Raw genomic sequence first — 12,923 nt, 5'->3', positions numbered from 1 at the left:
GGCCCCTTTCCGAGGCCTCCTTCCGGGGCCTCACTGAAGGTCCCCGATCCGTGAGCCGTGATCCGTGTTCGTGATCGCTGTCCGGAAAACGCGCAGGATGCCTGCGCTCGGCCCGCCGCCCGCCTACGCTCGCTGCGTGCTGCGCATCACCGACGCCCGAACCGGTCGACCCGTCGACGCCGCCCCTGTCCGCCGACGGCTGACCAGGGTCGAGGCCCATGTGCGGGGCCACGACACCGGCGCGCTGCGCGTGCTGCTGGTCGCCGATCTCCTCGTCCGCACGCTGGAACTCGGCGGTACCCCGGTCTGGCCCCTGCTGACCGGCGACCGGGACCAGGCGGAACTGCGGGCCGACGGCGCCGCGCTGGGCATCCACCCCTTCGAGGACGCCCGGGACGTCGGCTCCGGACTGGGCGAGTCGCAGGTCGTCCACGTACTGGAGGCGGACGGCTCGGCCCCCGGGGACGGGGTCCTGGTCGCCGTAGCACCGGTGGACGTCGCGGCGGATGATCTCGGCCGTCCGGAGGCGCTGCGGCCCGGGGGCCTGAGTGCGAACCGCACCGACCCCGCCGTCCTGCGCCTCGCCCTTCTCTCCCTGCCCCGCGCCATGCCCGCGCGGCTCGACAAGGCCGCCCTGACCGAGGCCGGTGACACACTCCGGCGCTGGCGGCGGACCGTCGCCGGGTGGGCGCGGCAGCCCTCGCGGCCGGTGCCCGACGAGGTTCGCACCCGTCTGCGCGCGGCCTGGGAGGACGACCTGGACGTTCCGGAGGTGCTGCGCGTGCTGGCCGACGTGGAGGCGTCGACCGAACTGCCTGAGGGGGCGCGCTTCGAGACGTACGTCTACGCCGATCGGTTGCTCGCACTCGAACTCTCCCGCGACCTGGGATCCCCGGCGTGACCGCCCGCGCGGGCGTCGGTCAGCTGCGTCGGCTGGTCGTGCTGCGGCACGCCAAGTCCGCCTGGCCGGCGGGTGTTCCCGATCACCGACGGCCGCTCGCCCCGCGCGGCATCCGGGACGCCCCCGCCGCGGGCCGCGCGCTCGCCGAGCACGACCTGCTGCCGGACCTCGCCCTGTGCTCCACCGCCGTACGGGCCCGCCAGACCTGGGAGTTGGCCGCTGCCCAGTGGGGCACCCCGCCGCCGGTCCACCATGACCCGCGCCTGTACGGCGCCGACGTCCCCGAACTGCTCGACGTCGTGCACGAGGTGTCAACGGAGGTGGAGACCCTGCTCCTGGTCGGGCACAACCCAGGCCTGGAGGAACTGGTCCTCGAACTCGCCGGGGACGATCTCGACAACGCCCTCGACGAGGTGCGGCTGAAGTTCCCGACCTCCGCGATCGCCGTACTGGCCTGGCACGGCACCACCTGGGAGACCCTCGGCCCCGGCACGGCCCTGCTGACGAACATGCTCGTCCCGCGGGGCAAGAAGAACGGGAACTAGAACGGGACGCGGAGCGGGAAGCAGGCCGGAAAGAGGCGCCGCCCGCGGACCCGCCCCCAACTGCCCTACCCCACATGCACCCACGGCCGCCGTTCCGGATCCGGTTCCGCCCGGCGCAGCACCTCGCGGGTGACCGGCGCGACCTCGCCGTGACCGAAGACCAGGAACTGGAAGAGGTGGCTGACCGGGTTGCCCTCGGTCCAGCTGAAGTAGGCGTGCGGGACCTGGCCCGTGCGGTCGCGGATCGACAGCAGGATCGCGGCGATGGTGTTGGGCACGGTCGGGCCCGAGACCCGCAGCCGCCGCACCCCGTGCTTCTCGTCGCCGTGCACGGTGACGTCCGACGTGAAGTCGGAGGAGTCCCGCACGAACACCTCCAGGAACAGGGGCGGTTCACCTTCGGGGATGTGCGTGTGGGCCCGCTGCTCGTACTCCTTGGCGCGGTACTGGCCGGTGGTGTGGTCGTCCGGCTCGTTGGCGATCAACTGGACCGGTCCGCGGCTCGCCGCCTCGTCCACAAGACGGGCTGCCGTGTCGTCGAACGTGACCTCCGTGGCCCGCAGTTCGAAGGCCCGGTGCACCCGTGAGACGAACGAGGTCACCATGATGGCGAGGATGAAGATCAGTGCGATCTTGAGGCCGTCGGGCCGCTCCACGACATTCGTGACCAGGGTGTACGCGAAGACCGCGGTGATCACCCCGAAGCCGATCGCGGCCCGCCGGTGCCCCCGCTTGTGCACGGCCACCGTCGACGCGAACGCCGCGGACAGCATCAGCACCAGTACACCGGTCGCGTAGGCCCCGCTCTGCTTGTCGACGTTCGCGTCGAACCACACCGTGATGAGGACGGCGGCGACCATGAACACCAGCACCAACGGCCGCACCGCCCGCGTCCATTCGGGAGCCATGCCGTAGCGCGGCAGATAGCGCGGTACGAGGTTCAGCAGACCGGCCAGCGCCGAGGCGCCCGCGAACCACAGGATGGCGATCGTCGAGACGTCGTACACCGTGCCGAAGACCTGGCCCAGATGCTCGTGCGCGAGATAGGCGAGCGCGCGTCCGTTGGCCGGGCCGCCGGTCTTGAAGTCGTCCTGCGGGATCAGGATCGTCGTGGCGAGGCTCGACAGGAGCAGGAAGCAGCTCATGATCACGGCGGCCGTGGTGAGCAGCTTGCGGGTCTCCCGGATCCGGCCGGTGGGCTTGGCGTACGTGTCCGACGGGTCGCCCTTGACCTGGGGCATCACCGCCACGCCCGTCTCGAAGCCGGACATGCCGAGCGCCAGCTTCGGGAAGACCAGCAGCGCCACCCCGACCATGGCGAGCGGCGAGGAGTGCTCGGCGGTCATCGCGTCCGTCCAGTCACCGATCCGCACCGGATGGCTCAGCACCTCCCAGGCGGAGACGGCGAGCACGACCACGTTGAGGGTCAGATACGTCCCGACCAGCACCACCGCGATTCCGATGGCCTCCCGGAAGCCCTTCAGGAACACCCCGCCGAGCAGACCGACCAGCACCAGGGTGATCCAGAGGTTCTCGCCCTCCAGCCAGTGCGGGGCGAAGGGGTTCTCCACGACGTGCGCGGCGGCGTCGGCGGCCGACAAGGTGATTGTGATCATGAAGTCGGTGGCCGCGAACCCGAGCAGCACCAGCACGAAGATCTTCCCCGACCACCACGAAAGGAGCCGCTCCAGCATGGCGATCGAGCCCTCGCCGTGCGGGCTCTCGTGCGCCACCCGGCGGTAGACGGGCAGCGCGCCGAGCAGGGTCAGCCCGATCAGCACCAGCGTCGCCAGCGGGGAGAGCAGCCCGGCGGCGAGGGCGGCGATGCCGGGCTGGTAGCCGAGGGTGGAGAAGTAGTCGACGCCGGTCAGGCACATGACCCGCCACCAGGTGTGGCCCTTCTCCTCGGGCTGCGGGGCGGCATGCGGTCCCTGATGCCGGGCCGACTGCTGACTGAGTCCGTCCAGGAGCCAGGAGCGCAGCCGGGCCTTGACGCCCGGGGACGGTGAGGTGGAGGTCGAGGAGATCGGGGAGTTCACGCTGCCACTCTTGTCCACCTCTGCGCCGCTCATGCCGTGCCCCCCTGTACGCGTCGCGGCCGGGCCGCCCCCGATGGGTCCCTGACATCCTCGCCCGCACCGCCGAAGGGGGCGACAGCACCAGGTCATAGGGTGGACGGATGCAGGACGAGTACCGCACGGTCGCCCGCGCGGGAGTGCACGAGACCGAGGTCAACCGCTCCCGCTTCCTGTGCGCGCTCGCCCCGGCGGCCACCGAGCAGGAGGCCCAGGCCTTCGTCGCCGCGATCCGCAAGGAGCACGCCGACGCCTCCCACAACTGCTGGGCCTACGTCATCGGCGCCGACGCCTCCGTCCAGAAGGCGAGCGACGACGGCGAACCGGGCGGCACCGCAGGCGTCCCCATGCTCCAGATGCTGCTGCGCCGCGAGATGCGTTACGTCGTCGCGGTCGTCACCCGCTACTACGGCGGGGTCAAGCTCGGCGCGGGCGGACTGATCCGCGCGTACGGCGGCGCGGTCGGCGAGGCCCTGGACGAACTCGGCACCCGTACCCGCCGCCGCTACCGCCTCGCCACGGTCACCGTCGACCACCAACGCGCCGGCAAGGTCCAGAACGACCTTCGGGCGACCGGCCGCGAGGTCCGCGACGTGCGCTACGCCGAGGCCGTCACGATCGACATCGCCCTGCCGGACGCGGACGTGGACGCCCTCCGGTCCTGGCTCGCGGACGCGACCGCGGGGTCGGCGGTGTTGGAGCTGGGCGGGGAGGCGTACGGGGACGCGTGACGCGCCTTCAGCCGCCGGGTCGGCCGTAGGCGGCCGGTAAGCGTCGCTTGCCGCGGAAGTCGGGGTCTGTGGGGGATCAGGTGCCGAAAGGCGTTAGCGTGGTGGCTGCTGACCACGGGTCGGCACAGGTGTCCGGGTATCAGGCAGGGGGAATCGTGCGGGTCGGAGCGGGTTCTTGAGGTTGTTGCACACTTCCGACTGGCATCTCGGGCGGGCTTTCCACCGGGTCAACATGCTCGACGCCCAGGCCGAGTTCATCCGCCACCTCGTCACCACCGTGCGCGAGCACGACGTGGACGCGGTGGTCGTCTCGGGAGACGTGTACGACCGGGCGGTCCCGCCGCTGGCCGCGGTCGAGCTGTACGACGACGCCCTGCACCGCCTCGCCGACCTCGGCGTGCCGACGGTGATGATCTCCGGCAACCACGACTCGGCCCGCCGCCTCGGCGTCGGCGCCGGACTCATCGACCGCGCGGGCATCCACCTGCGCACCGAGCCTTCGGCCTGCGGGACGCCCCTGGTGCTGTCCGACGCCCACGGGGACGTGGCCTTCTACGGCCTCCCGTACCTCGAACCGGCCCTGGTGAAGGGCGAGTTCGGGGTGGAGAAGGCCGGTCACGAGACGGTCCTCGCGGCGGCCATGGACCGCGTCCGCGCCGACCTCGCGATCCGCGCACCCGGCACCCGGTCCGTCGTCCTGGCGCACGCCTTCGTCACCGGCGGCGAGGCCAGCGACAGCGAGCGGGACATCACCGTCGGCGGGGTCGCCGCCGTGCCCGCGGGCGTCTTCGACGGTGTCGACTACACGGCCCTCGGCCATCTGCACGGCTGCCAGACCATCACCGAGCGCGTCCGCTACTCCGGCTCCCCGCTCCCGTACTCCTTCTCCGAGGCCGACCACCGCAAGACCATGTGGCTCGTCGACCTGGACGCGACCGGCGCGGTCACCGCCGAACGCCTCGACTGCCCGGTGCCGCGCTCCCTGGCCCGCCTGCGCGGCACCCTGGAGCACCTGCTCGCCGACCCGGCGCTCGCCCGGCACGAGGAGGCGTGGGTCGAGGCCACCCTCACCGACCCGGTCCGCCCGGCCGACCCCATGGCCCGGCTCGCCGAGCGCTTCCCGCACACCCTCAGCCTCGTCTTCGACCCGGAACGCTCCCCGGACGATCCCGACGCGACCTACGCCGGACGGCTCGCGGGCCGCAGCGACCAGCAGATCGCCGAGGACTTCGTCGCCCATGTCCGCGGCGCCGGACCCGACGAACGCGAACAGGGCGTGCTGCGCGACGCGTTCGACGCCGTGCGCGCCGACGAGACCGTCCGGGAGGTGGCACGGTGAGGCTGCACCGGCTCGACATCACGGCCTTCGGCCCCTTCGGCGCCGCCCAGTCCGTCGACTTCGACGAACTCTCCGCCGCCGGCCTGTTCCTGCTGCACGGCCCGACCGGCGCGGGCAAGACGTCCGTCCTCGACGCGGTCTGCTACGCCCTTTACGGCACCGTCCCGGGCGCCCGCCAGAGCGGCCAGGGCCTGGCCCTGCGCAGCGACCACGCCGCACCCGGCGCCCGCACCGAGGTCACCCTCGAACTGACCGTCGCCGGACGCCGGTTGGAGGTCACCCGACAGCCACCGTGGGAGCGCCCCAAGAAGCGCGGTACGGGTACGACGCTGGAGAAGGCGCAGAGCTGGCTGCGCGAGTACGACGCCACGGCGGGCGCCCCGAAGGACCCCGGCGCCTGGAAGGACCTGAGCCGCTCGCACCAGGAGATCGGCGAGGAGATCACCCAGCTGCTCGGCATGAGCCGCGAGCAGTTCTGCCAGGTCGTGCTGTTGCCCCAGGGCGACTTCGCGCGCTTCCTGCGCGCCGACGCCGAGGCCCGCGGCAAGCTGCTCGGGCGGCTCTTCGACACCCACCGGTTCGCCGAGGTCGAGCAACGCCTCGCCGTGCTCCGCCGGACCGCCGAGGCCCAGGTCCGCGACGGCGACGCCGAGTTGCTGGCCGACGCGCACCGCATGCAGCAGGCCGCCGGCGGCGCGATGGAACTGCCCGAGCTCCAGCCGGGCGAGCCCGGTCTGGCCGAGGCCGTCCTCACCGCCGCCGCGATCGCCCGCAGCACCGCCCGCGAACAGCTCACGATCGCCGAGTGTCGGCTCACGGCCGCGGAGTCCGCGCAGACGGGCGCCGAGCGTGCGCTGGCCGACGTACGCGAACTGGCGCGGTTGCAGGGGCGGTTCGCGCAGGCGCGGGAGCGGGCGGCGCAGATGGAGGCGCGGGCCGACGGGTACCGGGACGCGCAGGCGCGGATGGAACGGGCGCGCAAGGCGGAGGCGGTGGCGCCCGCGCTGGAGCTGCGGGAGTCGGCCGAGAGTGAGCACCGCAGGGCGGCGACTCGTGAGGCGGATGCGCGTGCCGTGCTGCCGGATTCATTCGCCGGTGCCGGCGCGAGCGGGTTCGCGGCCGCCGAACGCCGGGCCGCCGAGGAGCTGGGTGGGCTCGAGTCGGCGCGTCGTGGGGAGCGGCGGCTGGATGAACTCGTGGACGAGCGTGACCAGTTGGATCGCCAGGAGCGCGCCGACGAAGGTGTGCTTCAGGAGGCCGAGGCATGGCTGGTCGGTTGGGAGGGACTGAGGGCCGGGCTGCAGGACGAGGTCGAGTCCGCCCAGCGGGCGGCCACCCGGGCCGAACAACTGGGCGTGCAGCGGGAACCCGCTCGCCGGAAACTGGACGCCGCCCGCCAGCGCGACCAGTTCGCGCGGGACACGGAGGATGCCGGACGGCAGGTGGTCGTCGCGACGGACCGCGCCCAGAAGGCCCGGGCCGAGTGGCTCGACGTCAAGGAACAGCGGCTGAACGGCATCGCCGCCGAACTGGCCGCCCAGCTCACCGAAGGCGACCCCTGCGCGGTGTGCGGCGCCACCGAACACCCGGCGCCCGCACGCAAGGACGCCGGACACGTGGACCGGGAGACGGAGGAGCGCGCGCAGGCGGCATTCCAGGACGCCGACGAACAGCGCGCCGAGGCCGAGCGGCGACTCGGCGTCGTACAGCGGGCGTTGGCCGCCGCGCAGGGCGAGGCCGGTGACGCGTCGACGGACCAACTCATGCGGCAGAGCGAGGAGTTGGAGCGGCTCTACGCGGAGGCCCGGCAGGGCGCGAGCGCGCTGCACCCCGCGCAGGAACGGCTGCGACAGGCCGAGCAGGAGCGGGAGCGGCGCAGCTCCGCCCAGCAGGAGGCCGCGGTGCGTGCCGCCTCCCGGGTGGCCCGCCGCGATGCCCTCGACCGCGAACGCACGGCGCTGGAAGGCGAGTTGGCGCAGGCGCGCGGTACCGCCGTCAGCGTGGCCGCGCGAGCCGGGCAGTTGGAGCGGCAGGCCGCTCTGCTCACCGAGGCCGCCGATGCCGCGCGCGGCGCCGAGGACACGGCTCAGCGGCTCAAGGACGCCGACGCCCGGCTCGCCGACGCCGCCTTCCGGGCCGGCTTCGACACCCCGCAGGCCGCGGCCGCCGCGCTCCTCGACGACGACGCCCACCGCGAGCTGCAACGCCGCCTGGATGCCTGGCAGTCGGAGGAGGCCGCCGTACGCGCCGTCCTCGCCGAGCCCGACACCGCGCACGCCGCCCAACAGCCGCCCGCCGAGCTGGAGTCGGCCGAACGGGCCGCCGCCGACGCGTCGGCACGTCTGCGCGATGCCGCCTCCGCGTGCGACGCGGCAGCCGGCCGCCGCACCGAACTCGACCGGCTCTCCGCCCGGTCCGCCACCGCCGTGCGCCGACTCGCCCCGCTCCGCGACGAGTACGACCGCGTGGCCCGCCTGGCGACCCTGACCGCGGGCACGTCGGCGGAGAACGAGCGCAAGATGCGCCTCGAGTCGTATGTGCTGGCGGCTCGACTGGAACAGGTGGCCGCCGCCGCGACCGTGCGCCTGCAACGCATGTCGTCCGGCCGTTACACCCTCGTGCACTCCGCCGACCGGTCTGGCCGGGGGCGCAGCGGTCTCGGGCTGCACGTCGTCGACGCGTGGACCGGGCGCGAGCGCGACACGGCGACGCTGTCCGGCGGCGAGACCTTCTTCGCCTCGCTCGCGCTCGCCCTCGGCCTCGCGGACGTCGTCACCGACGAGGCGGGCGGAGTCCGCCTGGACACGCTCTTCATCGACGAGGGCTTCGGGAGTCTCGACGACCAGACGCTGGACGAGGTCCTCGACGTACTCGACTCACTGCGCGAGCGCGACCGCAGTGTCGGGATCGTCAGCCATGTGCCTGATCTGCGGCGCAGGATCCACGCCCAGCTGGAGGTCGTGAAGGAGCGGACGGGGTCGACGGTGCGGCAGCGCGGTCAGTGACGGAGCCGCAGCGGCAGGGTCACTGACCCAGCGGGCGTCGGGGGAGCGGTGAGGAGTAGACGACGCTGGTCGTGACCGAACCCAGGGCGCCGATCTTGCCCGAGACCTCTTCGAGGTGGCGCATCGAGCGGGCGGTCACCTTGATGACGAAGCAGTCGTCGCCGGTCACGTGGTGCGCCTCCAGGATCTCCGGGGTCACCGCGACCAGGTCGTGGAAGGGCTTGTAGTTGCCGTTCGGGTAGCGCAGCCGCACGAACGCCATGATCGGCAGCCCCAGCCGCTCGGGGTCCACGACCGCCGCGTACCCCTGGATCACCCCCGCCTCCTCCAGCCGCCGCACCCGCTCGGTGACCGCACTCGGCGACATGGAGACGGCCCGCCCCAACTCGGCGAAACTGGCCCGCCCTTCACGCTGGAGGACGTCGAGAATGCGCCAGTCGGTGGCGTCCGGGGAAAACGTGGTCATGGGGGAGAGATAGCAGGGCAATCCCCGGCAGATCAAGGGGCGGGCCGGGGATCGCCTCTTCAGAGGGCCGGACAGCGGCCGTAAATTCCCTGCCATGACCATCACTGACAACCCCGTCCTGCGCGTCCCCCCGGCGGCACCCGCCGAGGCCGCCGCCCACTTCCGGGCGAGCCTCGCCTTCCACGCGGACGTCTCCGACGTCGCCGGCGCGCTCGCGGGCGACGGCGACCCCGGCTTCGTCGTCCTGGACTCCCGTTCCACCGCGTCCTGGGACCAGGGCCATGTGCCCGGCGCGATCCACCTGCCGACCGCGCTGATCCCCGAGCAGGCCGCCCAACTCCTCGACGTTTCCGTGCCGGTGGTCACCTACTGCTGGGGCCCCGGCTGCAACGGCGCCACCCGCGCGGCCCTCGCCCTCGCCGAACTCGGCTACCAGGTCAAGGAGATGCTCGGCGGCTTCGAGTACTGGGTGCGGGAGGGCTTCGCCTACGAGACCTGGGAGGGGCGCGAGCAGCGGGCCGCCGATCCGCTCACGGCGCCCAAGTCCTCTGCGGACTGCGGCTGTTGAGGAGGGCGGCGGCTGGAAGGGGGCTGCGGTCGGCGGGGGAGGGGGACGCGGAGGTGAGGCACGGCCACGTGTACGGTCGGCGCCATGGTGCGATACGCGGATCCCGGTGCGGTGGAGTGGGTCGAGTCGGGCGGCGGGCCCCTGATAGCGGTGCCGGAGACGGTCCTGCCGTTCTGGGCGGGGGCCGACGGCGAGGAGACCGCGTCCGACTACGACCGGGCCTGCGAGGTCGACGGCTACTGCGGGCTGCTGCCCGTCGGGGACTCCGCCGCGCTGGTCCTGGGCGACGAACCCGCCTCGACGGCCTTCCTGCCGGAACACGGCATGTTCGTACGATGGACGGCCGCGAACTCCGAGGACGAACTGCTCGCCGAAGTCCCCGCCGCCCTCGCCGCCGCGGACTGGGCCGACGAGGTCGACTGGGAGGTGCCAGGGCCGGTCGTCCTCTTCGACTCGGCCTGGCCCGGTACCGAGACCGAACGCACGGAGAGCCTGCGGGTCGCGCTGGAACCGGGGCGGTACGCGGTGCGGGCGGCCAACGTGCAGCCCGGGCCGGAGACTTGGGTGGGGCTGGTGCAGTTGCGGCGGGTCGCGGGCTGATCGGGTCGGGCGGCCTGATCAAGTCGTGGGCCGATCGGTGCCGGCGCTGTCGGTGGCCCTAAAACCAAGTGCGCGGGCCGTCGCCGCTCACCATGATGATCGTCCATGCCACGACTTCCCGAGCCCACCGCCGAAGACCTCCGCCGCGACCCCCTGCCCCTGCGCGGTCGTACCGCCCTGGTCACCGGCGCCAGCAGGCGCGCCGGCATCGGGCACGCCGTGGCCCGGCGGCTGGCCGCGTACGGGGCGAGTGTCTTTCTGCATCACCATGTGCCGCACGACGTCGCGATGCCCTGGGGTTCCGACCGGATCGAGGACGTGACCGCCTCCGTACGGGCCGCCCTCGGCGACCCGGACGCGCGAGTCGTCGACGGTCCCGGTGACCTCTCCGACCCGGCCGGCCCCGCCGAACTGATCTCAACTGCCGCCTCCGCGCTGGGCGGTCGGCTCGACATCCTCGTCGCCAACCACGCCCTCAGCGGCAGCGACGGCGACCTCGACACGATCGACGCCGGGATGCTCGACGCGCACTGGGCCGTCGACACGCGCTCGGTGCTGCTCCTCGTGCAGGCCTACGTCCGCCATCGTGCCGCGCTGCCGCCGCGTACCCCGGGTGGGCGCGTGGTGATGATGACCTCCGGGCAGGACCAAGGGGGCGGTATGCCGGGCGAGTTGGCATACGCCCTGCAGAAGGGGGCGCTCGCCTCGGTGACGCGTTCGCTGGCGACGACGCTCGCCGAGCAGGCGATCACTGTGAACACGGTCAACCCGGGCCCGGTGGACACGGGTTACGCGACCGGAGAGAGGTACGACGCGGTCGCCGCCCTTTTCCCCGGCGGCAGTTGGGGTATGCCGGACGACCCGGCCCGCCTCATCGCGTGGCTCGCCACGGACGAGGCGGGTTGGATCACGGGTCAGGTCATCGACTCGGAGGGCGGCCTCCGGCGCTGACCCGGTGCTCGGTCACCCATGGCTCGTGTCTAGAGCTGGGACAGCTCGTCCACCAGGTCGTCCAGGCCCAACGAGCCCTGCGAGAGCGCGGCCATGTGCCAGGACTTGAGGTCGAACCCTTCGCCCTTGCGCTCACGGGCCTTCTCCCGGCCGAGCAACCAGGCCCGCTCGCCCAGCTTGTAGCCGATGGCCTGGCCCGGCATGGACAGGTAGCGGGTCAGCTCGCTCTCCACGAAGTCCGCGGGACGGCTGCTGTGCGAACCGAAGAATTCCTGCGCCAGCGCGGGCGTCCACCGCTCCCCGGGGTGGAAGGGGGAGTCGTCGGGGATCGTCAGCTCCAGGTGCATGCCGATGTCGACGATCACCCGGGCAGCACGCATCATCTGCGCATCCAGATAGCCGAGCCGGCGCTCGGGATCCGTGAGGAGGCCCAGCTCGTCCATCAGGCGCTCCGCGTACAGCGCCCAGCCCTCGGCGTTGGCACTGACCATGCCTACGCCCGCCTGGTAGCGGGAGAGGTTCTCCGCCACGTGTTTCCACTGCGCGAGCTGGAGGTGGTGGCCCGGCACACCCTCGTGGTACCAGGTCGACACCAGGTCGTAGACGGGGAACCGGGTCTGGCCCATGGTCGGCAGCCAGGTGCAGCCCGGGCGCGAGAAGTCGTCCGACGGGGGCGTGTAGTACGGCGCCGCCGCGCTGCCGGGAGGGGCGATCCGGGACTCGACGCGCCGCACCCGTTCGGCCAGGTCGAAGTGGGTGCCGTCGAGCTTCTCGATGGCCTCGTCCATCAGGGACTGCAGCCAGCGCTGCACCTCGTCGACGCCTTCGATGTGCGTGCCCTGCTCGTCCAGGTGCGCCAGCGCCACCCACGGCGTGGCCGCGCCGGGCAGGACCTTCTCGGCTTCGGCCTTCATCTCGCCCAGCAGCCGGTGGTACTCCGACCAGCCGTACGCGTACGCCTCGTCCAGGTCGAGGTCCGTGCCGTTGAAGTAGCGGACCCAGCGGGCGTACCGCTCGCGGCCGACCACGTCCGGTGAGCCCGCGATCGCCGGCTCGTAGACGTCCCGCAGCCAGTCGCGCAGCGCGACCACGGCCTCGGTGGCCGCGCGGGCCGCTGTGTCCAGCTCGGTCCTGAGCGCCTCGGGGCCGGCCGACGCGTACTGCTCGAACCAGCCGTGCCCCTCGCCGTCCGCGTCGGCCCACTCGCCGAGCTGTCCGACGAACGTGGCGGTGGCGCGCGGCCCGCCGTACAGCTTCCGCTCCAGGCCGAGGGCCAGGGACTCCCGGTAGCCCTCCAGCGCGGCCGGCACCGCGCGCAGCCGCTCGGCGATCGCCGCCCAGTCCTGCTCCGACTGCGCCGGCGTCACGGTGAACACCTGGCGCACCGAGTGGACGGGCGAGCTCAGGTTGCTGACGGCGCGCAGTCCCTCCTCGGCCTCCTGCACGGCGAGCGAGGCGTTCAGCCGCTCGCGCAGCAGGCGCGCGCACCGGCGCTCGCTGTCACTGTCCGCCCCCGGCTGCCGCTCGGCCTCGTCCAGCCGCGCCAGCGTCCGGCGTGACAGCTCCGCGATCGCCTCGTCACCCGCGGGCGAGGTGTCGGGCAACCTGCTCGAACTCTCCTTGACGCCGAGGAACGTGCCGATGATCGGATCGAGGGCGACGAGTTCGTCGACGTAGGCGTCGGCGACCTGACGGGGCAGCTGGCTCTTGGTCTCTGACATGCGGTCCATCCTCGTACGAGG

The 12,923-nt window shown here is 72.8% G+C and carries 11 protein-coding genes; 8 read left to right on the top strand and 3 right to left on the bottom strand.

Annotated elements, in window-relative coordinates; genetic code table 11:
- Positions 1-97: 97 nt before the first annotated feature.
- Together ACIQI8_RS37495 and ACIQI8_RS37490 are read left to right on the top strand one after the other, a co-directional pair.
- The gene (locus ACIQI8_RS37495) at positions 98-901 is read left to right on the top strand and encodes a hypothetical protein (protein ID WP_402361041.1); all 804 of its coding nucleotides are present in this window, start codon (positions 98-100) and stop codon (positions 899-901) included.
- The gene (locus tag ACIQI8_RS37490; protein WP_402361038.1) at positions 898-1,446 is read left to right on the top strand and encodes a SixA phosphatase family protein; all 549 of its coding nucleotides are present in this window, start codon (positions 898-900) and stop codon (positions 1,444-1,446) included. Before ACIQI8_RS37495 ends, ACIQI8_RS37490 begins: the two co-directional genes overlap by 4 nt.
- 65 nt (positions 1,447-1,511) lie before the next feature.
- Here the strand turns inward: ACIQI8_RS37490 and ACIQI8_RS37485 are convergent, their stop codons facing one another.
- Complete coding sequence (locus ACIQI8_RS37485) at positions 1,512-3,518, bottom strand: amino acid transporter (RefSeq protein ID WP_402361035.1); 2,007 nt, start codon at positions 3,516-3,518, stop codon at positions 1,512-1,514.
- A gap of 107 nt (positions 3,519-3,625) precedes the next feature.
- Here ACIQI8_RS37485 and ACIQI8_RS37480 point away from each other — a divergent pair, with 107 nt between their 5' ends.
- The 3 genes from ACIQI8_RS37480 (at position 3,626) to ACIQI8_RS37470 (ending at position 8,596) form a co-directional block, all read left to right on the top strand.
- Positions 3,626-4,252 carry a YigZ family protein gene (locus tag ACIQI8_RS37480; protein WP_402361033.1) on the top strand — a complete coding sequence of 209 codons (627 nt, stop codon included), beginning with the start codon at positions 3,626-3,628 and terminating at the stop codon, positions 4,250-4,252.
- A 175-nt stretch (positions 4,253-4,427) separates the two neighbouring features.
- Entirely contained in the window at positions 4,428-5,591 is a 1,164-nt protein-coding gene (locus ACIQI8_RS37475; protein ID WP_402361030.1) for an exonuclease SbcCD subunit D, read from the top strand.
- Positions 5,588-8,596 (top strand): AAA family ATPase, encoded by a 3,009-nt coding sequence (locus tag ACIQI8_RS37470; RefSeq protein ID WP_402361027.1) that lies wholly within the window; start codon positions 5,588-5,590, stop codon positions 8,594-8,596. Before ACIQI8_RS37475 ends, ACIQI8_RS37470 begins: the two co-directional genes overlap by 4 nt.
- Positions 8,597-8,615: 19 nt before the next feature.
- Here ACIQI8_RS37470 and ACIQI8_RS37465 read toward each other — a convergent pair whose 3' ends face one another.
- Positions 8,616-9,062 (bottom strand): Lrp/AsnC family transcriptional regulator, encoded by a 447-nt coding sequence (locus tag ACIQI8_RS37465; protein ID WP_402361024.1) that lies wholly within the window; start codon positions 9,060-9,062, stop codon positions 8,616-8,618.
- Between the two features lie 94 nt (positions 9,063-9,156).
- Between ACIQI8_RS37465 and ACIQI8_RS37460 the strand changes: the two genes are divergently transcribed.
- From ACIQI8_RS37460 to ACIQI8_RS37450, 3 genes are all read left to right on the top strand, one after another.
- A complete protein-coding gene (locus tag ACIQI8_RS37460) occupies positions 9,157-9,630 on the top strand; it encodes a rhodanese-like domain-containing protein (protein WP_402361021.1) in 474 nt (157 codons plus the stop codon).
- A gap of 84 nt (positions 9,631-9,714) precedes the next feature.
- Positions 9,715-10,230, top strand: coding sequence for an immunity 21 family protein (locus ACIQI8_RS37455; protein ID WP_402361018.1), 516 nt, complete (start codon positions 9,715-9,717; stop codon positions 10,228-10,230).
- A gap of 105 nt (positions 10,231-10,335) precedes the next feature.
- Positions 10,336-11,181 (top strand): SDR family oxidoreductase, encoded by an 846-nt coding sequence (locus ACIQI8_RS37450; RefSeq protein ID WP_402361015.1) that lies wholly within the window; start codon positions 10,336-10,338, stop codon positions 11,179-11,181.
- 29 nt (positions 11,182-11,210) lie between these two features.
- Here the strand turns inward: ACIQI8_RS37450 and ACIQI8_RS37445 are convergent, their stop codons facing one another.
- Entirely contained in the window at positions 11,211-12,902 is a 1,692-nt protein-coding gene (locus tag ACIQI8_RS37445; RefSeq protein WP_402361012.1) for a DUF885 domain-containing protein, read from the bottom strand.
- Between the last annotated feature and the right edge of the window lie 21 nt (positions 12,903-12,923).

The sequence above is a fragment of the Streptomyces sp. NPDC092369 genome (assembly GCF_044755245.1).
Classification (GTDB): domain Bacteria; phylum Actinomycetota; class Actinomycetes; order Streptomycetales; family Streptomycetaceae; genus Streptomyces.
Note: the sequence above shows the minus strand (reverse complement) of the source record. Positions and strands in the feature narration are given on the sequence as shown.